Source organism: Rhizobium sp. P2_G9, from assembly GCF_056403475.1.
Window position 1 is genome coordinate 48,376 of the sequence record NZ_JBFUFK010000024.1, and the last position, 25,175, is coordinate 73,550.

The window sequence follows — 25,175 nt, forward strand, 5'->3', positions numbered from 1 at the left end:
CATGCAGAAGATACCCGCCACGGTGATCACCGGCTTTCTCGGCGCCGGCAAGACGACGATGATCCGCAACATGCTGATGAATGCCGGCGGCCGCAAGATCGCGTTGATCATCAACGAATTCGGCGATCTCGGCGTCGATGGCGACGTGCTCAAGGGCTGCGGCGCGGAGGCCTGCACCGAAGACGACATTATCGAGCTCAACAATGGCTGCATCTGCTGCACCGTGGCCGACGACTTCATTCCGACCATGGAAAAGTTGCTCGAACGCAAGGACCGGCCGGACCATATCGTCATCGAGACATCGGGTCTTGCTCTCCCGCAGCCTTTGGTCGCCGCCTTCAACTGGCCCGGCATCAAGACGGCGGTGACCGTCGATGGCGTGGTGACCGTGGTCGATAGCGCCGCCGTCGCCGCCGGCCGTTTCGCCGACGACCATGACGCGCTCGACGCCCAGCGCGTCAACGATCAGGGCCTCGACCACGAAAGCCCGATCGAGGAACTGTTCGAAGACCAATTGACCGCCGCCGATCTGATCGTGCTCAACAAAGCCGACCTGCTTGACGAGGCGTCGTTGAAGTCGGTACGTGACACCGTCACCGGCGCTACCGCCCGCAAGCCGCGCATGATCGAATCCCGCCACGGCGATATTCCGGCTTCGGTCCTGCTGGGCCTGGGCATCGGCACCGAGAACGATATTTCCAACCGCAAATCGCATCACGAACTGGAGCATGAGGGCGACGGCCATGCGCATGACCACGACGAATTCGAAAGTTTCGTCGTCGAACTTGGCGCTGTCGACGAACCGGCCGCCTTCATCGAAAAGCTGAAGCCGATCATCGACCGTCACGACATCCTGCGCCTCAAGGGCTTTGCCGAGGTCAAGGGCAAGCCGATGCGGCTGGTGATCCAGGCTGTCGGTTCGCGCATCGACAGCTATTTCGACCGCGCCTGGACGCCGGGGGAGACGCGCGGCACACGGCTGGTGGTGATCGGTTTGCATGACGAGATGGATGATGAAGCGATCATGCGGGAGATCAAAGCGCTGGGGTGAATGGCGTTGGATTGAATAGGTTTTAGCGAATGCATCTTCTTCTCGCCCAGAAAGGTTCGATATCAGACAGCGACGAGGCCTTTGATCTCGGCCAGTCGCCGGGCGATATCGTCTTCCTGTCCGCCGCCGATACCGAGATCGCCAGCGTCGCAGCGTCGGCCAACAAGGGCGCGGCTGCATGGCGGTTGGTCAATCTGGCGAGCCTCAAGCATCCGATGTCGATCGATATGTGGGTCGACAAGACGGCGCGGCATGCGAAGTTGGTGGTTCTCCGGGCGCTGGGCGGCGTCAGCTATTTCTCTTATCTCATCGAAGCTTTGAAGGCCGGCGCGCAGGCGCACGGTTTTGCTTTGGCGGTGTTGCCTGGCGATGATCGGCGGGATGCCGGGCTCGAGCCATGGTCGACAGCGGCGAGGACGGATTGTGAGGCGCTGTGGGCGTATCTGGTCGAGGGTGGAGCGGAGAATATCGGGCGGTTTGTTCGCTATGCCGAGATGCTGATTTCGGCGGGCGAGAGGCCGGAGAGCGCGCAGGCGCTGGCGAGGGCGGGTATCTGGTGGCCGGGTCGGGGTGTCATTGGTTTCGATGAATGGCATGCCTCGGCGTTACCCCCCTCTGTCCTGCCGGACATCTCCCCCTCAAGGGGGGAGATCGACCTGTGGCGGACTCCCGCTCCAATCTCGACGTCTGGACTATGGCAGGGAGCAGGCGTCCAGCCAATCTCCCCCCTTGAGGGGGAGATGTCCGGCAGGACAGAGGGGGGGTACACTTGTGCCCAAGACAAACGCGTGCCACTCGCCGTCATAACCTTCTACCGCGCCCTCGTCCAAAGCGGCCAGACGGAACCCGTTGCGGCCTTGGTCGATGCCTTGACCGCCCGAGGCCTTGGTGTCCTGCCGATTTTCGTCTCCAGCCTCAAGGAGCCGTTTTCTGCAGACTTCATCCGCACCCTGTTCGTCGACCTCTCCCCGGACGTCGTCCTCAACGCCACGAGTTTCGCGGTCGTCTCTCCCGGCGCGGAGAAGACCGGCACTGTGCTCGACGAAACCGGCGCCCAGGTGCTGCAGGTGATCTTCTCCGGCTCCTCTCGCGAAAGCTGGGAAAATTCCTCGATGGGGCTTTCGGCGCGCGACCTCGCAATGAACGTGGCCCTGCCCGAAGTCGATGGGCGCGTGCTCACCCGTGCGGTCTCTTTCAAGCGCGCCGCAACCTATGACGAGCGCGCTGAGGTCAACATTGTCTCTCCGGTGCCGGAACCGGACCGGATCGAATTCGTCGCCGAACTCGCGGCCCGCTGGGCGCGGCTCAGGCATATCGACAATGCCGACAAGCGCGTCGCGCTGATCATGGCCAACTATCCGAATCGTGACGGCCGGCTCGGCAACGGTGTGGGGCTCGACACGCCGGCGGGTTCCGTGGAAGCGCTGAGAGCGATGCGCGACGCCGGCTATGTGACCGGCGAGCTGCCTGAGGATGGCGACGCATTGATCCGCCATCTCATGGATGGTCCGACCAATGCGGCGACGGATGGCCGGGTGATCCGTCAGGCGCTTTCCTTGAGTCATTACAAAGCGTTCTTCGCAAGCCTTCCCGTTCAGATTCAGGATGATGTCGTGGCGCGCTGGGGTGCGCCGGAGGCCGATCCATTCTTTCTCGACGGTGCATTTGCCCTGCCGCTTTCGCGTTTCGGCCAGGTGCTCGTCGGCATCCAGCCGGCGCGCGGCTATCACCTCAATCCGAAGGACACCTATCATTCGCCGGACTTGGTGCCGCCGCATGGCTACTTTGCCTTCTATGCCTTCATCCGCGAGGCCTTCGGCGCCGATGCGGTGATCCATATGGGCAAGCATGGCAATATGGAATGGCTGCCGGGCAAGGCCATGGCGCTCTCCGCAAATTGCTATCCGGAAGCCGTCTTCGGCCCGCTGCCGCATCTCTATCCGTTCATTGTCAACGATCCGGGCGAGGGCACGCAGGCCAAGCGCCGTTCCTCGGCCGTGATCATCGACCACCTGACGCCACCGCTGACAAGGGCGGAAAGCTACGGTTATCTCAAAGACCTGGAAGCGCTGGTCGACGAATATTACCAGGCGCAGGGCGCCGATCCGCGGCGCCTGCGGCTGCTCAAGAAGCAGATCCTCGATCTCGCCGGCGACACCGGGCTGCGTCATGACGCCGGCATCGACGGGCTGGACGAGGATTCGGCGCTGCAGAAGCTCGATGCCTGGCTCTGCGATCTCAAGGAAATGCAGATCCGAGATGGATTGCATGTGTTCGGCGTGTCGCCGGACGGGCGGTTGCTGACGGACCTCACGGTGGCGCTCGCGCGAGTGCCGCGTGGGTCGGGAGAGGGCGGTGGGCAGAGTTTGCAGCGGGCGATCGCAAAGGATTTATTCGAGGGAGTGCCGTGCGGTGCCCCCCCTCTGTCCTGCCGGACATCTCCCACTCAAGGGGGGAGATTGGATGGGGTGCCGCCTCTGCCTCAAGCTGAGGTCGTGCTTGCAGTTACCAGTGAGAATTTGGGGCAATCCGGAAGCCGCGAGTCAATCTCCCCCCTTGAGGGGGAGATGTCCGGCAGGACAGAGGGGGGTATTTCCGCATTCGACCCTCTCGACTGCGACATGGCCACAGCGTGGAGTGGCCCAAAGCCTGACATCCTTGCCGATCTCTCAGACAGCGCATGGCGCACGAACGGCGACACCGTTGAGCGCATCGAAATGCTTGCGACAAAATTGGTCTCGGGTGAAACCGCCTGCCAGCCAGACTGGGATAATGTTCTGCAGGTCATGGATGAGATCGAAACCCGACTGAAACCTTCCATCAGCGCCTGCGGCCCGTCCGAGATCGAGGCCCTGCTGCGTGGCCTTTCGGGCCGTTTCGTCGCGCCCGGGCCATCCGGCGCACCGACGCGCGGGCGGCCGGACGTACTTCCTACGGGCAAGAATTTCTACTCCGTCGACACCCGTTCCGTACCGACGCCGACCGCCTGGACGCTTGGCAAGAAGTCGGCGGAACTGTTGGTGACACGCTATGTGCAGGATCACGGCGACTGGCCCAATTCCTTCGGCATCACTGCCTGGGGCACATCCAACATGCGCACCGGCGGCGACGACATCGCCCAGGCCATGGCGTTGATCGGCGCTAAGCCGGTTTGGGACATGAGCTCGGCGCGGGTGACGGGCTACGAGATTATTCCCGTTGCGGTCCTCGCGCGTCCACGTGTCGACGTGACGCTGAGGATTTCCGGCTTCTTCCGTGATGCCTTTCCGGAGCAGATCGCGCTGTTCGACAACGCGGTGCGGGCGATCGGCGCGCTCGACGAGGACGAAGCCGACAATCCGATCGCGGCGCGGATGAAGCGGGAAGCCGCAGACCTCGACAAGCGCCGAGCCGGCAGCCGCGTCTTCGGCTCGAAGCCGGGTACCTATGGCGCTGGGTTGCAGACGCTGATGGACGAAGGCATCTGGGACGACCGCAGCGCGCTGGCGGAAAGCTTTGTCGAATGGGGCGGCTACGCCTATGGCAGCGACGAAGAGGGGACCGAGGCGCGTGACCTGTTCGAGGCCCGGCTCGCCACACTGCAGGCAGTGATCCAGAACCAGGATAACCGCGAGCACGACCTGCTCGATTCCGATGATTATTATCAGTTCGAAGGCGGCATGGCGGCCGCTGCGGCTGAGCTTTCCGGCACGCAGCCGGTGATCTATCACAACGATCATTCCCGCCCGGAAAGGCCGGTGGTGCGCTCGCTCGAGGAAGAGATTTCGCGCGTCATGCGCGGCCGCGTGGTCAATCCGAAATGGATCGAGGGCGTGATGCGGCATGGCTACAAGGGTGCTGCCGAGATCGCTGCGACGGTCGATTTCATGTTCGCCTTTGCCACGACGACGGGAGCAGTCAAGGATCATCATTTCGAGGCGGCCTATCGCGCCTTCCTGATGGACCAGCACGTGCATGATTTTATCGCGGAGAAGAATCCCGTAGCGCTCGAAGACATCAAGGAAAAGCTGATGCAGGCGATCGACCGGAAATTCTGGACGCCACAGAGCAATTCGGCCCGTTTCGATCTGGCGCCGGCAACAGCAGCGATGGAGCCGCAGAAATGAGGATGACTTCGGAAATCGCCAGAGCTCTCTACGCCTATCTCGATAGCCGCAAGGCCGAGGAGCCGGTGAAGCGCTTTCTCGCCGATTTCAGCTGGCCGGACGCTGAACGGGCCATCGAGCCCACTCGTCTGAAGGTGGTCGATGGCCTATCGGGCGTCAGCCCGCCCGCCGGCGAAGCCGAGCGGGCTTTGCTCGATACTTTGGTAAAGACCGCCGGCTTTCTCGATTGGCGCCAGACCTATGGCATTTCGGATTTCAGCCAGGAATTCTTGGACAATTACGGCTGGGTCGAGATTTTCGGCACGCGCGGGCATTATCAATCGGAGACGATGGCGGGTGGTTTCCTGATGCTCGGCCCGCACACTGTTTATCCGGACCACCATCACATTGCTGAGGAGATCTACATCCCGCTGACGCAGTATTCGCTGTGGAGCATGGATGCGGCGCCGTTCCAGTTCCGCATGGCGGGTGAGATCATTCATCATCGATCGGAAATCTGGCATGCCATGCGCACGGCCGACAGGCCGATGGTGGCGCTCTATCTCTGGCGCGGCGGACCGCTCGACCAGGTATCGACCATTGTGGAAAGAGGCATCAATTGACCGAAGAAACCGCCGAAACAGCCGATCACGACGACGCGCGCCATAACGAGAAGATGGCCAAGAAGAAGGCCGCGCGCGACAAGATCATGGCGACCAAGACGGGCGAGAAAGGCCTGATCGTCGTTCATACCGGCAAGGGCAAGGGCAAATCCACTGCCGCCTTCGGCATGATCTTCCGACACATCGCCCATGGCATGCCCTGCGCGGTGGTGCAGTTCATCAAGGGGGCGATGGCGACCGGCGAGCGCGAGCTGATCGACAAGCATTTTTCCGATCTCTGCGAATTCCACACGATGGGCGAGGGCTTCACCTGGGAGACGCAGGACCGCGCCCGCGACGTCGCCTCCGCGCAGGCCGCCTGGGAAAAGGCCAAGGAGTTGATCCGCTCCGGCCGGTCGATGGTGCTGCTCGACGAGATCAATATCGCACTGCGCTATGACTATATCGATGTCGGCGAGGTCATCGAATTTTTGCAGACCGAGAAGCCGGCGATGACGCATGTCGTGCTGACCGGCCGCAACGCCAAGGATGAACTGATCGAGATCGCCGATCTGGTCACCGAGATGGAACTGATCAAGCATCCGTTCCGATCGGGCATCAAAGGGCAGCAGGGGGTGGAGTTTTAGTCGAGCCGCTAAGGGACACTCAGCGCGAGTCTTCGTGTAATTCGGCGTCGAGTTCCTCGATCAGCTTTTCAACAGAGAAATCATCGACAAACTCTCCGGCTTCGGCTTGCCGATATCCTTCTTCGAGGTGAGCCCGAAGCACCCGCAATTCGGCCTCGCGGATTTCCATTTCCCTGAGTGCGGCGCGAACGACTTCGGTTGCTGAACTGTAGCGGCCTTTGGCGATCTGTTCGCCAATGAAGTTTTCCCAATGTGCACCAAGGGTCAGGTCTGTCGTCGCCATTGTCGCCTCCGTCCTTACAATCATAGAGGCAGAGGCTGAGCGTGACAATCAAATCCCCAACCAGACCCTCAGCGGATTGGCCGGATTGGCGAGCAGCTTTATAGCCAGTGCGATGCAGGCGACCACCAGCAGCGGCCGGATGATTTTTGCGCCGTTCTTCATCGCCAGCCGTGAGCCGGCCTGGGCGCCGAGGAACTGGCCGATGCCCATGGCAATGCCGGCTTGCCAATGGATGGCGCCGGTGAAGGCGAAGACGGCGAAGGCGCCGACATTCGATCCGAAATTCAGGAGTTTTGTATGGGCCGTAGCCTTGAGCAGGCCGTATCCCAGCAATGTGACGAAGGCCAGCATGAAGAATGAACCGGTGCCGGGGCCGAACAGGCCGTCATAGAAGCCGATCAGCGGCACCAGCGTCAGCCCGAACAGGAAGGCCGACATCCGCTGATGCTTGTCGACATCGCCGATATTAGGCTTGAGCAGGAAATAGAGCGCGATGACGATCAGCAGCACCGGCATGCAGGCCTGCAGCACCGAGCCGGGAATATAGGTCGTCGCCACGGCGCCGATGGCCGAGCCGAGCGCCGACATCACCGCCATCGGCAATTGACTCCTGAGATTGACCTGACCGCCGCTGGCATAGGCGAGCGTCGCCGAGCCGGAGCCGAACAATGACTGTACTTTGTTGGTGCCAAGGGACTGGATCGGCGAAAAGCCGGCAAGCAACAGCGCCGGCACCGTCACCAATCCGCCACCGCCAGCGATCGAGTCGATGAATCCCGCGACGAAGGCCGCAAGGAAGAGCAGGATCAGCATGACTAAGGTGAGTTCAGGCAACGCGGGGCTCGATTCAGTGGATTTCTTTATTGCAAACCGAAGGGCAGCTGACAAGCATTCCACCGGATCGCAGACGCATCGCCGCACTTGACCAGCCGGCATAGGAAGGTATCAACGAAACATGTTTCTCAGCGACGTTCATCTTTTTCGCTACGGATGCGCCGATGCCTTCTAGCTTTGCTCATGGCTTCTGGCTCGGCGTTGGCCTGTCCGCGGGTGCGGACGGGGAGGAGGTGATCATGCTGGCCGAAGCGGTGATTGCCAACGCTGGCCTCGATCCGGCACAGTTGCAGCAGATCGCCACGATCGAAACGCGGCGGCACCATCCGGCGCTGCTCGCTCTTGCTTCTCGTTTTCAGGTGCCGCTGGCCTTGTTCGAAGCGATTGTGCTGGAAGACGAAACGCCGCGGCTGAAAAACCCGTCCGAAGCGCTTTTCGCCCGCATCGGCTGCCATGGCGTTGCCGAGGCTGCGGCGCTAGCGGCAGCTGGCGCCCAGGCGGCGCTGCTCGTCGAGAAGACCACTGGTCGTCAGGTAACGGTAGCGATCGCCGCGAAACCGCATAATCATTGACCATCCGATAAAAATTTCTGGCAATTTCCTGCGGGCTTTGCCAATGCTCGCCGCTACCGATGAAGAGAGAGGCTGAGCGAATGCATAAGGTGATTTTCGATACCGACCCCGGCGTTGACGATGCGATGGCGCTTCTGTTCCTGGTACGTCATCCGGACATTGATCTCATCGGCATCACCACGACGTTCGGCAATGCCTCAATCAACACCACGACACGCAATGCCCAGTTCCTGAAGCGCGAGTGGCGCATTTCCGCGCCGATCGCCAAGGGCAACGGCCACAAATATTCGCTCGGCCACGAAGTCGAACGCTATCCGACCTACGTCCATGGCGATGACGGGCTTGGCAATATCGGTCTGCCGGCGACGATCGATGGCGTGCCGCTCGATCCCCGTTCCGGCCACCAGTTCATCATCGACACGGTTCGGGCAAATCCCGGTGAGGTCACCATCGTCGCCGTCGGTCGGATGACCAATCTCGCCAATGCCCTGAATGAGGCGCCGGAGATCACCGATCTCGTCAAGGAAGTGGTGATCATGGGCGGCGCTTTCGACGTGCCCGGCAACGTCACGCCGGCCGCCGAGGCCAATATCCATGGCGATGCACTGGCCGCCGATGTGGTGATGACCGCGCCGTGGAAAGTGGTGATGATCGGCCTCGACGTCACGCTCAAGACGACCATGTCGCGTTCGAAGTTGGCGGAACTTGCGGCCAAGGGCGGCCCGGAGATGCAGCTGCTTGACCGGATCTCGCAGTTCTACATTGACTTCTACGACAACCAGGCACCCGACAGCATGGTCGTGCATGACACCTGCGCCTGCGTCTATGTCGTGGCACCCGAACTGTTCACCACACGCTCCGGCTCGATCCGCGTGGTGACGGAAGGGGTTGGCGAGGGCAAGACGATCCAGAAGCCGGACGGCATGGTGTTCGGCAAGAGCGTCTGGGACGATGCACCCAGCCAGAAGGCCTGCACCGATGTTGAAGCAGAAAAGCTGATGGCGCTGGTCGAGGAGACATTGCTGCGGCAATGAATGCCGACTTCGCCGGCGGATCAGGTCATGCCGTTTTGAGGCTCAGGCCAGGCGACGGCATGCCTTAGCCTGGTTTGCATTTTCCCCTTTGCCGGCTTAGGAACGGGCATGGACGACATTTTTTCCGATCTTCCGGCATTCCTGCCCGGAACCGTGTGGCTGACGGGGGCAGGTCCCGGCGATCCCGGCCTGTTGACGCTGCTCGCGGTCAAGGCTTTGCGGGAAGCCGACATTATCGTCTATGACGCGCTGGTCGACGAATCCTGCCTGAAAATGGCGCGCCAGGGTGCGATCCTCGAATATGCGGGCAAGCGTGGCGGCAAGCCGTCGGCGCGGCAGCGCGACATCTCGCTCAGGCTGGTGGAACTGGCGCGCGCGGGAAAACGTGTCCTCCGGCTCAAAGGCGGTGATCCGCTGGTGTTCGGGCGCGGCGGCGAAGAGGCATTGACGCTGGTCGATCACGGCGTTGCCTTCCGCATCGTGCCCGGCATTACAGCAGGTATCGGCGGGCTCGCTTATGCCGGCATTCCCGTGACGCATCGCGAGATCAATCACACGGTGACTTTCCTCACCGGCCACGATTCCTCTGGCCTCATGCCGGATCGTATCGACTGGCAGGCGGTGAGCCGCGGCTCGCCTGTCATCGTCATGTATATGGCGATGAAGCATATGGGCGAGATCGCGCGACAGCTGATTGCCGCCGGACGTTCCTTGTCGGAGCCGGTCGCTTTTGTCTGCAATGCCGCGACCGAGGCGCAGCGGGTGCTGGAGACGACGCTCAGCCGCGCCGAGGAAGATATCGCAGCCTCCGGATTGGAACCGCCGGCGATCGTCGTGGTTGGCGAAGTGGTGCGGCTGCGACAAGGGCTCGACTGGCTCGGCGCGCTGTCCGGCAAGGTGCTGGTCGGCGATCCCTTTGGATCGCGCGGGCTCAAGGATCCCGCATGAGCGGGCTCCTGATTGCGGCGCCGACATCGGGTTCGGGCAAGACGACCGTGACGCTCGGCCTGCTCAGGGCACTTCGCAACCAGGGCATCGCCGTCAAGCCAGGCAAGGCAGGCCCCGATTATATCGATCCGGCCTTCCACAAGATCGCTTGTGGCCGCGCGTGCCTGAATTTCGATCCCTGGGCGATGCGGCCCGAACTGCTGGCTACTCAGGCGGCAGCGGATGGACCGATGATCGTCGAGGCGATGATGGGCCTCTACGACGCCGCTGCCGACCATACCGGTTCCCCGGCCAGCCTGGCGAAAATGCTAGGCCTCTCCGTCGTGCTGGTGGTCGACTGCGCGCGCATGTCGCATTCGGTGGGTGCCGTCGTGCGCGGCTATACGGCCTATGACCTGGATGTCGAAATCGCCGGGCTGATCCTCAATCGCGTCGGCAGTGCGCGGCATGAATCGATGCTGCGGGCAGGGCTTGCGGGCGCAGGCATTCCCATTCTCGGCGTGATCGGCCAGGACAAGCAACTCGGCCTTCCCGAACGGCATCTCGGCCTGGTCCAGGCCGGCGAGATTGCCGGCATCGAAGCCTTCATGGACTATGCGGCGGATGCGGTCACCAGGACCTGCGATGTGGCAAGGCTCGCCGAATTGGCAGAGCGTCATGCATCCGACCCGCGCAATCTCCTCTGCCGCGTGCCGCCGCTTGGCCAGCGGATCGCGATTGCGCGGGGCGAGGCCTTTGCCTTCGCCTATCCGCATCTGGTCGATGGCTGGCGTGCGGAAGGGGCGGAGATTTCGTGGTTCTCGCCGCTTGGCGACGAGGCGCCGGACAATACCGCAGATGCTGTCCTCCTGCCGGGCGGCTATCCGGAACTGCATGCCGGCAGACTGAGTGGTGCCGAGAACTTCCGTCAGGGCATGCTGGAGCGTGCCGCGGATGGTGCGGTGATTTACGGGGAATGCGGCGGCTACATGACTCTGGGTGAGGTTCTGGTCGACGCGGCGGGTGAAAGCCACCCGATGCTTGGGCTTCTGCCGCTCGGCACCTCGTTTGCGGCGCGCAAGCGGCATCTCGGTTATCGCAAGGTCAGAGGGCTGGCCGGCCCATTTGCCGGCATGGCGCTGACGGCGCATGAATTCCATTATTCGACGGTGCTGCAGGAAGGTCAGGCGGAGCGGCTCTTCGATGCCGTCGACGCGGCTGGCGAGGTAGTCGGGCCTGCGGGGCTTTGCCGGGGGAACGTGTCCGGGTCCTATATGCATGTGATCGACCTTGCCGGGGCCGCGGCCTGATGGCTGGCATCGTCCATGGTGGTGGGCTGACAGCGGCGATCGCCCAATATGGCGGCGCCCGCGAGGACTGGCTGGATTTGTCGACCGGCATCAATCCGAACATGCCGGATTTGCCGGAGATCCCGGCGGAGGTGTGGAACCGGCTGCCCGATAAGGGGCTGGTGGAGGAGGCGCGGGCGGCGGCGCGGGAGTTTTACCTGGGGGCTGCATCCGGGGGGATTTCTGAAGGGTTTCTGCAAGAATTACCCCCCTCTGCCCTGCCGGGCATCTCCCCCTCAAGGGGGGAGATTGGCAAGCAGCACGCTTCTTGCCCCAAATTACTGTTGAGTGCTGAACAGGCGGCAGAAGATTGGGGCGAGGCAGCGCTCCATCCGATCTCCCCCCTTGAGGGGGAGATGCCCGGCAGGGCAGAGGGGGGTATTTCGGGCTCAGGTCCGGCAAAGATCCGAACCCCCAACACTCTCCCGCTTCCAATCCCGGGAACCCAATCACTGATCCAGATTCTCCCGCGTCTGGTGCAGCGAGGGAAGCTGGTGGGCATCGTTTCGCCTACCTATGGTGAATATCACCACTGTTTCGAAGGTGCCGGTTTTGCCGTCGATCATCTCGCGTCGGCCGACGATCTTCGTCCCGACCATGGGACGCTGATCGTCGTCAATCCCAACAATCCAAACGGTTTGCTGCATGCGCCGCAGACACTTCTTCTGCTGCACAAGATACTCCACTCCCGCGGCGGCCACCTCCACGTCGACGAAGCGTTCGGCGATACCCGCCCCGAACTCAGCATCGCGCGCGAAGCCTCCGAACTTCCTGGCCTCACCGTCAGCCGCTCTTTCGGCAAATTCTTCGGCATGGCCGGTCTCCGGCTTGGCTTCGTTTTCGCCGAGCCATCGATGCTGGAACGCATCGAGGCCGAGCTTGGTCCCTGGGCAGTGTCCGGCCCGGCGCTCTACATCGCCCGCGAATGGATGCAAGCCGATCGAGCGAAAATCCTCGACCGAATCCTCGAGCGCAAGGCAGGCCTGGATGCCGTCCTCAAGGGCGCAGGTCTCAAGCTTGCCGGCGGCACCGAACTGTTTGCGCTTGTCGAGCATTCCGATGCCGGTCGCCTCTTTGAACATCTCGCGCATTCCCATATACTGGTGCGCAAGTTCGATTATCGTCCGGATTGGTTGAGGGTCGGGCTTGCAGGGGATGAACAGGGGGACCGGAGGCTGGCGGCGGCGCTGGCGTCCTTCAGGCCATAGATGCGGACATTGATTAATCTTGCCATCGCGCTGGTCGTCGACCGGGTCGTGGGCGATCCCGATTGGATGTGGTCGAAAGTGCCGCATCCGGTGGTGCTGTTCGGCAAGGCGATTTCCTTCTTCGAGAGCAATTTCAACGGCAAGGGTCTCAATGATCGTGCCCGCCGGTCCTATGGTATTCTCGCCATTGCCGCGCTTTTGCTGGCGAGCGTGATGATCGGCTGGCTGATCCATAGCCTGCTTGCCCATCTCGGCAAGCTTGGCACGATCGTCGAGATTCTGATCGTCGCGGTGCTTCTGGCGCAGAAGAGCCTGTCGGACCATGTCGCGGCGGTCGCCAGCGGCATCAGGCGGGGTGGGCTTGCCGGCGGGCGGCGGGCCGTGTCTATGATTGTCGGCCGCGATCCTGAGCATCTCGACGAGGCGGCCGTCTGCCGTGCGGCGATCGAGACGCTGGCGGAAAACTTTTCGGACGGCGTCGTGGCGCCGGCGCTCTATTACGCCGTCTTCGGGCTGCCGGGCATCTTTGCCTATAAGATGCTCAACACCGCCGACTCGATGATAGGCCACAAAACGCCGCGCTACCGGCATTTTGGTTGGGCTTCGGCGCGGCTCGATGATTTCGCCAATTGGCCGGCAGCGCGGCTTTCGGCACTTTTGATCGTCGCCGGCGCCTTCATCCAACGCGGCCGCTGCGCGGCGCATCGGTCGCTGACGACGGCGCTCACCGACCATGGCCTGCATCGTTCGCCCAATTCCGGCTGGCCGGAATCGGCCATGGCCGGCGCACTCGACGTGGCGTTGGCAGGCCCGCGCATCTATGCCGGCGAGCGGGTGCAGGAGCCGCTGCAGAACGGCGCGGGACGCCGCGCGGTCGTGCCGGACGATATCGATGCTGCGATCGCCGTCTATGCTTCGGCCAGTACCGTGTTCAACGTCGCTGCCGCGATCGTCGCCATGTTGTTCATTGCGATCTTCTGACGGACGGAAGTATTGCCGTTCTGCGCAGATGAATCCGGGCTCGATTGCTTTGATTCAATCTTGCTTTACCAAGCCTTTTAAACGGATATCATCATCTTCCTGCTAAACATGGTCTCGTCAGATTGAGGCGTAGGGGATTTCGCGCCATTCAGGGGAGACTTTTATGCGTAAGATGCTCGTGGCCGCTACGGCCCTGTTTGCGTTCTGTGTCACGGCGGCCGCCGCCCATGCCGGAACGATCGTTGCCAGGGTGAATATTTCCACCCAGACCATGACCGTGACGGAAAACGGCTGGGAAAAATACAAGTGGAAGGTCTCTACCGCCCGTCCAGGCTATGTGACGCCGACCGGCCAGTGGCGCGCTTACCTCGCCTCGCTGCACCACCGCTCGCGCAAATATGACAATGCGCCGATGCCCTATGCGATCTTCTTCAACGGCGGCTATGCCATTCACGCCACCTATGAGGTAAAGCGCCTCGGCCGTCCCGCGTCGCATGGCTGCATCCGGCTGCTTCCGGAAAACGCCGCGATCTTCTTCGATCTGGCGCAGAAATACGGCCTCGGCAATACCAAGGTCGTCGTGACCGAATAATCGGCTGCATTACCAACTGCGATCGCGCCGCCCGGTTGTTCGGGCGGCGCCTTTGATTCCACGGTATTGCTGCCGCGGTGAAGAGGCGCTTCATCCAGCCTCGAAATGCGGCTAAGAGGACTCGCAACGCTTAACGATGGAGTAGCCTGTGCCGTTGGATGAATTGCTGGCCGCCGTGCATTCGGATATCGCGCCCCAAATCGGCGAGGGCAAGGTGGCCGACTATATCCCGGCGCTTGCCAAGATCGATCCGAAGAAATTCGGCATGGCGATTGTCACCGTCGACGGGGATATCCACCGCATCGGCGATGCGGACGAAGCCTTCTCCATCCAAAGCATTTCCAAGGTGTTCACGCTGACCTTGGCGCTTGGCCGCATCGGCGAGGGCCTGTGGAAGCGGGTAGGGCGGGAGCCTTCGGGAACAGCGTTCAATTCCATCGTCCAGCTCGAGCACGAGCAGGGAATTCCGCGCAATCCGTTCATCAATGCCGGCGCCATCGTCGTTGCCGATACGCTGCTGTCAGGCCACCAGCCGAAGGAAACGCTCGGCGAGATCCTGAGCTTCGTGCGCTATCTCGCCGATGACGACGAGATCATCATCGATGCCGAAGTGGCGCGGTCGGAACAGATGACCGGCTTCCGCAACGCCGCTCTCGCCAACTATATGCGCTCTTTCGACAATATCCGAAACCCCGTCGAGAAGACGCTCGGCGTTTACTATCACCAATGTGCGCTGTCGATGAGCTGCGTGCAGCTTGCCAAGGCCGGGCTCTTTCTCGCCAATAGCGGGCGCATCGCCCGTAGCGGCCATAGTGCGGTGTCGGCCGAGCGTGCACGGCGCATCAATGCGCTGATGCTGACCTGCGGCCACTATGATGCATCAGGCGATTTCGCCTTCAAGGTCGGCCTGCCGGGCAAGAGCGGCGTCGGCGGCGGAATCCTGGCGATCGCCCCGGGCAAAGCATCGATCGCGGTCTGGTCACCCGGACTTAACGCGAACGGCAATTCCGCAACCGGCACCAAAGCCTTGGAAAGCCTTGCCAAACGAGCCGGATGGTCAATTTTTGGGCGCTGATTCCACCAAGTCGTATGACGAAATTATTACAATATACTGAAATAATTGGGTATTTTGTCGCAGACAAAAATAGCGGAGGAAAATCAATAAGAAAGCATTACTTTTCACGATTACGTGAAGTTTTGAGACTTTGGTATACTTGAAGCATTTCCACGGGCTCCCTAGCTGTTTGGCGTAAGGACGAAAGAGTCGCCCTGTCGTCAACAAATTTCGAACAATTGGAGTCCACCATGCGCAACAAGATCATCGCCGCGGGCGCTTTCGCCGCTGCCATCCTCACCGCTTCCACTGCTTCCGCCGGCGGCATTGGCATCTATTATCTCAGCGATCTCGGCATGTCCTGCGCCGCTTTCATCAAGACCTTCGGCACCAAGGCCAACGCCAAGGCCGCCCAGGATGAGATCGCCGGCAACCCGGCCGCTCAGGAGGCGCTGCGTGCTCAGGGCATTTCGATCAAGAACGTCATCCTTGCCAAGGATGCAGCCGACGGTTCGCGGATCTTCTACGTGAAGTAATCGATCGATATCGATATCCAAGCCGGGACTGCCATGACAGCGGCGTTGCCGCGTCTCGCAGTCCCGGTTTGCATTTGCCAACGCGGTTTTCCGACGCGACAGCAAGTCGCACGACCTCTCGTCACTGTGCTTGAAGATGGGCGCATATGTTTGTAAACCCAGCTTCAGCGAGATCATGATCAGGAGGACCGGCCGTGTCCAATCCCTATAGCAATTTGCCGCCCGAGCACTATTGGCGGTCCGGCGTCGCCGACGTCAATGCCACCGCAATGCAGGGCATGTACCGGAAGAAATTCGACATCGGTTTCGAGGACAATATCGTTACCGCCGGTTCCTGTTTCGCGCAGCACGTCGCCGCCAACATGAAGAAGAACGGCTACAATATCCTCGAAGTCGAAACGCTGCCGAACTGGATCGACGACGATCTGGCCAAGGAATATGGCTACCGCATCTATTCGGCGCGCTACGGCAACATCTATACCGCCCGGCAACTCGTGCAACTGATCAAGGATTGCCGCTCCGGTACGGTGAGAGCCGACGATGTCTGGGAAAAGAAGGGCCGTTTCTACGATGCGCTGCGGCCCTCGGTCGAGCCGAACGGGCTTGAAAGCGTCGAGGAGGTACTGGCGCACCGCAGGAACCATTTCGACAAGCTGTCGGCGATGCTCGAAGCCGTCGACGTCTTCGTTTTCACGCTCGGCTTGACCGAAGCGTGGGAACGCATCGACAGCGGCACGGTCTACCCGACCTGCCCGGGCGTCATTGCCGGCACCTTCGATCCGTCGGTGTTCCGCTTCGTCAACTTCAATTTCTTCGATGTCTATAATGACATGGTCGAGGCGCGCAGGCTGCTTCTGGAGATCAATCCGGACATGCGATTCCTGTTCACCGTCTCGCCCGTGCCGCTGACAGCGACGGCGTCGGGGGATCATGTCCTGGTTGCCACCACGCGCTCCAAGTCGATTCTGCGCAGCGTCTGCTCCGCCCTGACCGACCAGTTCGACAATGTCGACTATTTCCCCTCTTACGAAGTCATCACCTCGCCGAGTGCGCGTTCCTTCTTCTATGAGAGCAATTTGCGCTCGGTGAGCAGTTTCGGCGTCGAGACTGTCATGAAGATCTTCTTCTCGGAACATCCGCCAAAGTCAGGCCTCGCCGTGCCCGAGGCGGCTCCTGCGGCCACCGGCAAACGGCGCAAGGGCGGCGGGGAGGACAAGCCACGCCAAGCTGGCCGGAAGCAAAAGGCAGGTCGCAACAAGGATGATGTGGTGTGCGAAGACGCTCTGCTCGAGGCTTTCGCCCAATGAGTCAACGCGTCTGTTTCATCGGCGACTCGCATGTCGCCGCACTGCGTCTTGCCTTGATGTCCGAGAAGTTTGCCGCCCGACGCGGTGACGTCACCATATTCGGTACGATCCGGAGCACGCTTTCGGGTCTCGCACTGCGTGACGGCAAGCTTACTTCCGACGCTTCCGAAGTCCGCGAGGCCTTGCGTTTCACCGGTGGCAGCGAGGAGATCGACCTCGCGGCCTACGACATTTTCTGTGTCGTGGCCTGCGGGACCAATTTCTCGCCCGCCACCATGGTGACCCAGGGTACCACGACCTATGCCTTCAATCTGCCGGACAGGCAGTTTGTGTCGCAACAGCTTCTGGATGCGATGGCCGTCAGCGCCTACCGGCAAACGGTCGCCTATAGGATCGCCGACATGCTGGCGTCAGCGACGAACAAGCCGATCTTTCTGATGCCCGATCCGCTCTGGGCGCCTTCGGTCCTGCAGCGTCCGCGCAGTGCCCTGCTGCGCAAGGTCTTGAAAAAAGTCGATGGCGGGGTCTATGCGGATTGGGTTTCCAAGATTCTCTCCGCCGCCTTCAGCCCTGCGGCCACAGTGTTGAAACAGCCCGCCTCGACGATAGAGCAAGGTTGCTTCACACGGCAGGAATTCGCCAAGGGTTCGGTGCGACTCAGGCAGGAAGTRGTCGAGCACGAAGATTCCGACTTCGCCCATATGAATGCCGACTATGGCGCGCTCATGCTCGACACTTTCTTCGAAAGGATCGAGACGGCGAAAGCCGCCTGACCTGCGGCTGGCAGACTGTTGTTTTCCCGCCGGAAAGGCGCCTCCGCGGCCTTGCCTCTTGCGTCGGCCCGGCTATAGTCCGGGCCAAACAATCCAGCCAAAATCGCAAGGGAGACCGGCATGGAACAGGCGGAAATCGGATTGATCGGACTAGCGGTCATGGGCTCCAATCTGGCGCTCAACATCGCTGAAAAAGGCAACCGGATCGCAGTCTTCAACCGCACACCGGCAAAAACCGACACGTTCATGGAAGAGGCGGGCGATCTCGCCGGCCGCATCGTGCCGTCCAAGACCTTGGAAGAATTCGTCGCCTCGATCCGTCCGCCGCGGCCGGTGATCATCATGGTCCAGGCCGGTGCGCCGGTGGACGAACTGATCGCCACGCTGCGCAACTATCTCTCGCCTGGCGACATCATCATCGATGCCGGCAACGCCAATTTCCGCGACACGATCCGCCGCTTCGATGGCCTCAAGGATTCGGGTCTGACCTTTATCGGCATGGGCGTGTCGGGCGGCGAGGAGGGCGCGCGCCACGGCCCGTCGATCATGGTCGGCGGCACCGAAGACTCCTGGAAACGCGTCGAGAAGGTGCTGACCTCCATCGCCGCCAAGTTCAAGGACGAGCCCTGTGTTGCCTGGCTCGGCGAGAACGGTGCGGGCCATTTCGTCAAGACCATCCATAACGGCATCGAATATGCCGACATGCAGATGATCGCCGAAATCTATGGCATCCTGCGCGATGGTCTCGGCCTTTCGGCCGAGGAATGCTCAAAAATCTTCGGCAAGTGGAACAAGGGCCGGCTCGAGTCCTACCTGATCGAGATCTCCGAGCTTGTACTTTCCAAGACCGATCCGATCACCGGCAAGCCGATGGTCGATATGATCGTGGACAAGGCGGGCCAGAAGGGCACCGGCAAGTGGTCGGCGATCGAGGCGCAGAATATGGGCGTGCCGGCGACCGGCATCGAGGCAGCCGTGGCCGCCCGCAGCCTGTCGTCGTTCAAGACGCAGCGCGAGAATGCCGAGAAGATCCTCGGCCTGCCGGGCAGCGGCAAGATCGCCGGCGCCGACAAGGACAAGCTGATCGCCGATCTCGAACTGGCGCTGCTGGCCGGCAAGATCGGCGCCTATGCGCAGGGTTTCGCGGTCATGGCCGAAGCGTCGAAGGAATTCGGCTGGAAGCTGCCGATGCCGACCATCGCGCAAATCTGGCGCGCCGGCTGCATCATCCGCTCGCAATTCCTCGACGACATTACCTCGGCCTTCCGCGCAGCGCCCGACGCCGACAATCTGGTGATCACACCGGCCTTCGCCGCGCTGGTCAAGGAAACCGATGGCGCATTGCGTCGCGTCGTCTCGACGGCTGCACTCAATGGCCTAGCGGTCCCGGCACTCGCCTCGGCGCTCGGTTATTTCGATAGCTACCGCCGTGGTCGTGGCACCGCCAACCTGATCCAGGCACAGCGCGACTTTTTTGGTGCGCATGGTTTCGATCGGGTCGACGGCGTCGATAAGCATCATGGGCCTTGGGGCTCGGGCCTGGCCGATTTCTGATCTGCGAAGCTTCTGTGAGAGATGGCGGCGCCGAACAAGTCGGCGCTGTCATCCGGCGATAGGCTCATTCCACGGCACAAGCGCTCAGCTCGCGGCTCGCATCACGGTTTCCGGAGCTGCGTTGAACGCCGCGGCAAGGTGGGCCGTGTCGACATGGCCTCGCCAGGCGGTCACCAGGCCGCCATCGAGCGTGAAGATATTCAGCCAGTCCTGCTCGCCGCCCAACCCGCTGCGGCGCATGCGCCACTGCCACTTGCCCCAGACGAAAACCCTGTCCTCGGCAGCGAGGAATTTCTGCGGTTCGAAGAGCGTTATCTCAAGCGTGTCCGTCAGCTGGCGGAAATATTCGGCGGCGCCGTCCCGACCCTTGCGAAGGCCGGCAAAAGGCAGGTCCTGCTCGCGCCCGACGAATGCCCAGGTCGAATCCGGCGACAGGCCCTGTATGACCGTTGCCGTATCGCTGCGCAGGAACGCGTCATAGAGACTGCGGACAATTTCAATATTGCTGCTAACCATGATTACCTCCCGGTTTGGGTTTTTCCTCATCGATAGACTGCGCGATGGCATCGCTGCCGAGTCGTCCTCCTCCGGACATGTCGGCCTTTATCCATCGCCAATGGTACGCAGCCTGCCCGGCCCAGATCATCATGTAGTAAAATATCGTGGGGTGATGGTCGCGCCGGCCTCTCCACCCGGCTGTTTTGGACCATGTCGATATCTGCGCCGCCGATGGCGCTCGCTGCCTTCAACGAAGGTGCTGGAGGCAGCGTCGTGCCGCTGGCGGGCAGGGATCAGCCGGCCATGGCCTTTTTCGTGGCCACCTGTGGCTCGCCGCGCAGGGCGGCGGCCAGCAATGCGGTGTCGTTGTGGCCGCGCCAGGATATGCACTTGCCGTCCTTGAAGGTGAAGACATGCAGCCACTCGTTCTCGCCGGAAATGCCGGTGCTGCGCATCGTCCAGCTCCAGTGGCCCCAGACGAACACCTTGTCCTCGGCTGCCAGGAAGGTCTGGGGCTCGAAAGAGGTCATGTCGACTGTTTCGGACATGATGCGGAAGAAGTCCGCAGCGCCGGCCTTGCCGTGACGCACACCAGCCATCGGCACATCCTCGGGACGGCCCATCATGCCCCAGGTCACATCCTCGCTCAGTTTGTCGAGCACGGCCTGCAGGTCGCGCCGCTTGAACGCGGCGTAGGATTCCTTGATGACGTCGATATTGTCGTTGCTCATGATAACCTCCTCAGTTGCGGCCATTGCCGTAGCCGGACCGTACGCAGTCCTGCGGGGCCGGACATGAGGAAGATTCCCTATATTTCCACACTCGCCAGTCCGTGTTCGATAGCATAGAGGGTGGCGCCGCCACGCGTCCTGACGCCGATCTTGGTGTAGATGTTCTGCATGTGGTTGTCGACGGTCTTGGGCAGGATGCCGAGGCTGTGGGCGATCTGCTTCATCGACTGCCCACGGGCGATGGCGCGCAGCACGCCGATCTCGCGCTCCGTCAGCCCGGCCATCTGCTGCTTTCTGATCGGCACCGCATGCCCGGCAGCCGCAAGCACCGCTGCGACCGCGTCGGCATCGAGCCTGCCCTCGCGGACATCGCGTCTGAGCGCATCAGCGGCTCCCTGCGGCGAAAGCGGTGGGCGATGCGGCCGTGCTTCGATCTTGTTCTGATAGGCTTCGGCGGCGGCGAGCAGCTTGCCTTGTGGCGTCAACGCACCGGCATTGGTACCGCGATGATAGCCGGAGCCGTCGCAACGCTCGTGATGCTGGGCGATGATGGCGCCGAGCCGCGCCAGCGCGGGCGGCCGGGCAAGCACACGCTCTGCGTAATAGGGATGCAGGCGGACCTGTTCCCATTCGGCGTCAGCGAAACCGGTCGGCTTCTGCCAGATACGCGCGGCAATCGCCACCTGGCCGATATCGTGCAGCAGGCCGGCACGGCGTAGATCGACCGCATCCTCGGCCGGCAGGCCGTAGCGTCTGGCCGCGTCATGAGCGAGCGCGGCGACGGCGCGGGAATGGCCGGCCGAGTAAGGTGTCTTGAGGTCAGCGAAATCCGCCATGGCAAGGCAAGCCTCGTCGAACTGACTGTTGGTCATCATCGCCAAAGGCTGCGGTTCGATCGCGAGCACGTCCTGCCACCCGGTGTCGTCGAGACCGGCGATCAGTTCGTCGGCGCGCTTGAGGAACCGGTCGACCAGCTGTGGCTCGTAGGCGCCGCCGCGCCGGGCCTCGATCTTCGCCACCGCCTTGTCGGCGCCGAAGGCGGCATGAAGCACGATGACATCCTGCGCAAACGAGACCACGCGCACGGCGGGCGCAATGGCGTCGCCCTTGAGGCCGGCGGGCAGGCCGCGGCCATCCCAACGCTCATAGATCTGACCGAGATTGCGGCAGACGGTGTCGCCGAGTCCAAGGCGTTCGGCCAGCCGTTGCGCCACTTCGCAATGGCCGCAATGGCGCTTGCCGCAGTTGAAGGACTGGTGAGGAAGCCGCGTGCGACGCTTGCCACGAAACCGAACATATCGGCGCCGGCATTGGCGCGGCGCAGATAGGTGAAAACCAGTGCGGCCATCTCGCTGGCCCGTCCCGGATCGATGAGCGCGAAATCGCGGCGGAAGTCGAGTTCGTCGCCGAAGAGCGCGGTCAGCGCATGGGTTTCGGCGTTGCAGCCGACATAGCGCAACAGCGACTGGAAATAGATCTCATCGAGCTCCGCCGGAGCCATGGCCAGCATGCGGCCGATGCGTGTCGCCAGCACGCAAGATCTGAGCGCGAATTCCACCGGCTGGCCCATGGCAAGATCGGTTGCCAGCGACAATGCTGCGATGACCTCGCCCAGCTTGATGCCGGAAGAGTTGTCGGCCGTGGTCTGCGCCGTTTTCTGCATGGAATGCCGCCCTGCCTCGTCGGTCCCGCGCCTCGTCTTATAGGCCATTCGCCCGATAGGCGGATATACGAATCTCGCGTCCATGCGGATGCCTGTCCCTGATGAGCATTTGGAAGAAGGTCAGCCGCCGGCGTGAGCGTTTCGGCACCAAATCTGACGGGAGCGCGCATATTGAGGCTGGCGCCTGGCCGATAATCTTTCTTCATCGACACCGAAGAAAGGAATGACGATGAAATTCGGTTTTTACGCCGTTGCGGCCATGCTGGTCGCTGGCGGCGCCCAAGCGGGTGAGTTCAAGGTCGCGAGCGACGATTTCGCCGGCGGCGTGCTCAAGCTGGCACAGTATGCCAACATTTTCGGCTGCAGCGGCGGCAATGTCTCGCCTGTCATCCGCTGGTCGGGTGTACCGAAGGGCACGAAGAGCTTTGTCGTGTCGCTTTATGACAAAGATGCGCCGACGGGCTCCGGCTTCTGGCACTGGGAAGTCGTCGACATTCCTGCCGACGTGACCTCGCTCGATGCGGGCGCGGGTAGCGATCCGTCCAAGCTGCCGAAGGGCGCGCGCATGGCGCAGAACGATGCCGGAATGAACGCTTTCCTCGGTGCCTGCCCGCCGCCCGGCCAGACGCATGAATATCGCATCACCATCAAGGCCGTGACGCTCGACAAGCTGCCGGTGCCTGCCAATGCGTCCGGTGCTCTGGTGGGTTTCGTTTCCAACATGAACAAGCTCGCGGAAGCCTCGGTTGTCGCTAAAGCCAGCCGCTGATGGTAGGCTGGCCGGCGCGCCTTGCAACGAATGAAAGCGATGATCCATGGATCAGCAAATCAGGCACATGATCGCTCAAAAGCCGGGAATCGGTGCCACCGGCCACATCACCCAGGCGACGCGGCTGAACTTTACCTCGCTGACGACGAGCGAGCCGCTGATCATCGTCATTCGGCGCGGGCACAAGGTGATCCGGTCGCCGGGCTATCAGTTCGAGCTGCAGGCCGGCGAGGCGATCGCCATCGCCCAGGGGCAGGTTTTCGACTTCGAAAATATCCCGGCCGGGGACGGTGACTACGAGGCGCGCTGGCTGACCATCGATCCCGACCTGATCGCCGCTTTCGGCGATCCGGACGGCACCGCGCCGGTCTCTCCAGCGCATCTGCTCGGGCGGATGAGCGACGGCCTGTCCCAGGCGTTCGAAACCGCCGTTGCTGCGCTGCTCGACGAGGGCGATCTGCCCGATCTGGTGATCCGGCACCGGGTCACCGAACTGCTCGCCTGGCTCAATGCATCGGGGCATCGATTCTCTCTCGTCGCACCCGACAGCTACGCGGCACGCATCCGCAGGCTTACCAGCCGGCGGCCGGACCACGCTTGGTCCGCCGGCGAAATATCCTCCACGCTCGGCGTCAGCGAAGCAACGCTGCGCCGAAGGTTGCAGGAGGAGGGGACGAGTTTGCGCGAGGTGCTCACTGATATTCGCATGACGCATGCGATGGGGCTGTTGCAGTCTTCCGCAATGTCGGTGTCGATGATCGCGGCCAGCGCCGGCTTTGAATCGCAGAGCCGGTTTGCGGTGCGGTTTCGCAGCCGGTTCGGTTTTCCACCAAGCGCGATCCGGGGACACAGGCGAGGTGGGGAAGAGGCGAGGGGATAACCTCAACTCGGATAGACCAACCTCCCATCCGGCAGGCTTACGCTCTGCAGCCGCTCCGCCGGCACGCCCTCTATTCGGCCGATGACGGCCTTGGCGAGTTCGCGGCCTGCCAGCCGGATGTCCTCGGCCACGGTCATGATCTCCGGCTTCATGAAGCGCAGCAGATCGGCCGGCTGTTTCGAGACCATGTCTATGTCAGTGCCGACTTTGCGCCCGCTCGCCTCGATTGCCGAGGCGATCGCGACTGCTCCGGCGCTGGAGCCGCAGATGATTGCGTCGGTCTCGGGATGGGCGGAGAGCATGGCGAGTGTGGCGTCGTAGATGGTTTGCAAGGAATCGTGAATACTGGCGCCGGGCAGTTCGACCTGCGTGCCGCCGAATTCGCGCAATCCCTTGAGGAAGCCGGCATGCATATGATGGTAGAAAGTGAATTGCGGCAGCGGCTCGATGATGGCGATCCGGCTGCGGCCCCTTTCCGCCAGCCGCTGCACCGCCTCATAAGCATAAGCTTCGTTGTCGAAATCGTGATAGGGGTGGACGATGCCCATCTGCGTTCGGCCATGGGTGGCAAAGGGCAGATTGCGTTCGGTGAGCAGCCGGATGCGCGGGTCGTCGGGTTCGGTCGAGGAGAGGATGACGCCGTCGGCCGAGCCGGTGTCGAGGATGTAGCGGACCGGCGCCATCGGATCGCGGTCGGTGCCGTAGGGTGTGACGATCAGGTGGTAATTGGTGCTCGCAAGAATTTCGGTGATGCCGTAGACGATATGCGAGGTGAGCCCCATCAGCTCTTCATTGATGCTGAGGATCAGGCTGATGACATTGGTCTTGCCGGTGCGCAGGCGCACGCCGGCGCGGTTTGGATGATAGCCGATCTGGGTAGCGACCAGGCGCACCCGTTCCTTGGTCTCCTGGCTGATGTCAGGCGCATCCTTGAGCGCCCGCGACACAGTGGTGACCCCCAGCCCGGTCATATAGGCGATGGTCTTCAGGGTTGGCCGTTCCCCCGGCGCCAGCCCGTGACCTAAGTGCTGATTATGCTTCATTTTTGCCTTCCCGAACGCATGCCGCGCTGTCTAGGTGATCTTGCACTATTGCGCCATGCCTTCCTCCACCCGGGCAAAAATCTGTAACGATACAGGAGAAATGTCGAGCGGTTTTTTAGGCGTGAAGAGAAAATCAATTCCAGGCTGCATCGCCGTGCGTTGCGGAAAAATTTTGCGCCTGCGAGATGGAAATGTATTTTAA

Annotated in this window: 24 protein-coding genes and 1 pseudogene; 18 read left to right on the forward strand and 7 right to left on the reverse strand. The window is 61.9% G+C overall.

Annotation, left to right across the window (positions count from 1 at the left end; translation table 11 throughout):
• Position 1: 1 nt before the first annotated feature.
• Genes cobW through cobO form a run of 4 tightly spaced genes read left to right on the forward strand, consistent with a single transcriptional unit; the run spans position 2 to position 6,385 of the window.
• Positions 2-1,051 carry a cobalamin biosynthesis protein CobW gene (cobW, locus tag AC1DYF_RS20235; RefSeq protein WP_477878557.1) on the forward strand — a complete coding sequence of 350 codons (1,050 nt, stop codon included), beginning with the start codon at positions 2-4 and terminating at the stop codon, positions 1,049-1,051.
• Between the two features lie 29 nt (positions 1,052-1,080).
• Positions 1,081-5,157 (forward strand): cobaltochelatase subunit CobN, encoded by a 4,077-nt coding sequence (gene cobN, locus AC1DYF_RS20240; RefSeq protein ID WP_477878558.1) that lies wholly within the window; start codon positions 1,081-1,083, stop codon positions 5,155-5,157.
• The gene (locus tag AC1DYF_RS20245) at positions 5,154-5,759 is read left to right on the forward strand and encodes a dimethylsulfonioproprionate lyase family protein (protein ID WP_477878559.1); all 606 of its coding nucleotides are present in this window, start codon (positions 5,154-5,156) and stop codon (positions 5,757-5,759) included. The genes cobN and AC1DYF_RS20245 overlap by 4 nt, the downstream gene beginning before the upstream one ends.
• Complete coding sequence (cobO, locus tag AC1DYF_RS20250) at positions 5,756-6,385, forward strand: cob(I)yrinic acid a,c-diamide adenosyltransferase (protein ID WP_477878560.1); 630 nt, start codon at positions 5,756-5,758, stop codon at positions 6,383-6,385. Before AC1DYF_RS20245 ends, cobO begins: the two co-directional genes overlap by 4 nt.
• A gap of 19 nt (positions 6,386-6,404) precedes the next feature.
• On the opposite strand, the gene AC1DYF_RS20255 is transcribed toward cobO, so the two are convergent.
• Both AC1DYF_RS20255 and AC1DYF_RS20260 read right to left on the reverse strand, forming a co-directional pair.
• A complete protein-coding gene (locus AC1DYF_RS20255) occupies positions 6,405-6,668 on the reverse strand; it encodes a type II toxin-antitoxin system ParD family antitoxin (RefSeq protein WP_477878561.1) in 264 nt (87 codons plus the stop codon).
• Between the two features lie 48 nt (positions 6,669-6,716).
• Positions 6,717-7,481 (reverse strand): TSUP family transporter, encoded by a 765-nt coding sequence (locus tag AC1DYF_RS20260; RefSeq protein ID WP_477878605.1) that lies wholly within the window; start codon positions 7,479-7,481, stop codon positions 6,717-6,719.
• A 185-nt stretch (positions 7,482-7,666) separates the two neighbouring features.
• Here AC1DYF_RS20260 and AC1DYF_RS20265 point away from each other — a divergent pair, with 185 nt between their 5' ends.
• From AC1DYF_RS20265 to gndA, 12 genes are all read left to right on the forward strand, one after another.
• Entirely contained in the window at positions 7,667-8,074 is a 408-nt protein-coding gene (locus AC1DYF_RS20265) for a cobalamin biosynthesis protein (RefSeq protein WP_477878562.1), read from the forward strand.
• Between the two features lie 80 nt (positions 8,075-8,154).
• Complete coding sequence (locus tag AC1DYF_RS20270; RefSeq protein WP_477878563.1) at positions 8,155-9,108, forward strand: nucleoside hydrolase; 954 nt, start codon at positions 8,155-8,157, stop codon at positions 9,106-9,108.
• Positions 9,109-9,216: 108 nt separating this feature from the next.
• Entirely contained in the window at positions 9,217-10,056 is an 840-nt protein-coding gene (gene cobA / locus AC1DYF_RS20275) for a uroporphyrinogen-III C-methyltransferase (RefSeq protein ID WP_477878564.1), read from the forward strand.
• Positions 10,053-11,345 (forward strand): cobyrinate a,c-diamide synthase, encoded by a 1,293-nt coding sequence (locus AC1DYF_RS20280; RefSeq protein ID WP_477878565.1) that lies wholly within the window; start codon positions 10,053-10,055, stop codon positions 11,343-11,345. The genes cobA and AC1DYF_RS20280 overlap by 4 nt, the downstream gene beginning before the upstream one ends.
• Positions 11,342-12,592, forward strand: a complete 1,251-nt coding sequence (locus AC1DYF_RS20285) for a threonine-phosphate decarboxylase (protein ID WP_477878606.1) — start codon at positions 11,342-11,344, stop codon at positions 12,590-12,592. The genes AC1DYF_RS20280 and AC1DYF_RS20285 overlap by 4 nt, the downstream gene beginning before the upstream one ends.
• A complete protein-coding gene (cbiB, locus tag AC1DYF_RS20290; protein WP_477878566.1) occupies positions 12,593-13,573 on the forward strand; it encodes an adenosylcobinamide-phosphate synthase CbiB in 981 nt (326 codons plus the stop codon).
• Between the two features lie 163 nt (positions 13,574-13,736).
• Entirely contained in the window at positions 13,737-14,165 is a 429-nt protein-coding gene (locus tag AC1DYF_RS20295) for a L,D-transpeptidase (RefSeq protein WP_477878567.1), read from the forward strand.
• A gap of 148 nt (positions 14,166-14,313) precedes the next feature.
• Entirely contained in the window at positions 14,314-15,240 is a 927-nt protein-coding gene (locus AC1DYF_RS20300; RefSeq protein WP_477878568.1) for a glutaminase, read from the forward strand.
• Positions 15,241-15,470: 230 nt separating this feature from the next.
• Positions 15,471-15,755 (forward strand): hypothetical protein, encoded by a 285-nt coding sequence (locus AC1DYF_RS20305; protein ID WP_477878569.1) that lies wholly within the window; start codon positions 15,471-15,473, stop codon positions 15,753-15,755.
• Between the two features lie 194 nt (positions 15,756-15,949).
• The gene (locus tag AC1DYF_RS20310; RefSeq protein ID WP_477878570.1) at positions 15,950-17,062 is read left to right on the forward strand and encodes a GSCFA domain-containing protein; all 1,113 of its coding nucleotides are present in this window, start codon (positions 15,950-15,952) and stop codon (positions 17,060-17,062) included.
• Entirely contained in the window at positions 17,059-17,835 is a 777-nt protein-coding gene (locus AC1DYF_RS20315; protein ID WP_477878571.1) for a hypothetical protein, read from the forward strand. Before AC1DYF_RS20310 ends, AC1DYF_RS20315 begins: the two co-directional genes overlap by 4 nt.
• Before the next feature lie 120 nt (positions 17,836-17,955).
• Positions 17,956-19,389: an NADP-dependent phosphogluconate dehydrogenase gene (gndA, locus tag AC1DYF_RS20320; protein WP_477878572.1), complete on the forward strand. Its 1,434-nt coding sequence runs from the start codon at positions 17,956-17,958 to the stop codon at positions 19,387-19,389.
• Between the two features lie 84 nt (positions 19,390-19,473).
• On the opposite strand, the gene AC1DYF_RS20325 is transcribed toward gndA, so the two are convergent.
• The 4 genes and pseudogenes from AC1DYF_RS20325 to AC1DYF_RS20340 all read right to left on the reverse strand — a co-directional run.
• The gene (locus tag AC1DYF_RS20325) at positions 19,474-19,905 is read right to left on the reverse strand and encodes a nuclear transport factor 2 family protein (RefSeq protein WP_477878573.1); all 432 of its coding nucleotides are present in this window, start codon (positions 19,903-19,905) and stop codon (positions 19,474-19,476) included.
• 275 nt (positions 19,906-20,180) lie between these two features.
• The gene (locus AC1DYF_RS20330) at positions 20,181-20,618 is read right to left on the reverse strand and encodes a nuclear transport factor 2 family protein (protein ID WP_477878574.1); all 438 of its coding nucleotides are present in this window, start codon (positions 20,616-20,618) and stop codon (positions 20,181-20,183) included.
• 77 nt (positions 20,619-20,695) lie between these two features.
• Positions 20,696-21,670: an HD domain-containing phosphohydrolase gene (locus tag AC1DYF_RS20335; RefSeq protein WP_477878607.1), complete on the reverse strand. Its 975-nt coding sequence runs from the start codon at positions 21,668-21,670 to the stop codon at positions 20,696-20,698.
• A gap of 6 nt (positions 21,671-21,676) precedes the next feature.
• Positions 21,677-21,832 (reverse strand): annotated as a pseudogene (locus AC1DYF_RS20340) (HD domain-containing phosphohydrolase); the annotation flags it as partial.
• A gap of 672 nt (positions 21,833-22,504) precedes the next feature.
• On the opposite strand from AC1DYF_RS20340, the gene AC1DYF_RS20345 reads away from it, so the two are divergent.
• Complete coding sequence (locus AC1DYF_RS20345) at positions 22,505-23,050, forward strand: YbhB/YbcL family Raf kinase inhibitor-like protein (protein WP_477878575.1); 546 nt, start codon at positions 22,505-22,507, stop codon at positions 23,048-23,050.
• A gap of 46 nt (positions 23,051-23,096) precedes the next feature.
• Positions 23,097-23,930, forward strand: coding sequence for a helix-turn-helix transcriptional regulator (locus AC1DYF_RS20350; protein ID WP_477878576.1), 834 nt, complete (start codon positions 23,097-23,099; stop codon positions 23,928-23,930).
• A gap of 2 nt (positions 23,931-23,932) precedes the next feature.
• On the opposite strand, the gene AC1DYF_RS20355 is transcribed toward AC1DYF_RS20350, so the two are convergent.
• Positions 23,933-24,973 carry a LacI family transcriptional regulator gene (locus AC1DYF_RS20355; RefSeq protein ID WP_477878577.1) on the reverse strand — a complete coding sequence of 347 codons (1,041 nt, stop codon included), beginning with the start codon at positions 24,971-24,973 and terminating at the stop codon, positions 23,933-23,935.
• Positions 24,974-25,175: the final 202 nt, after the last annotated feature.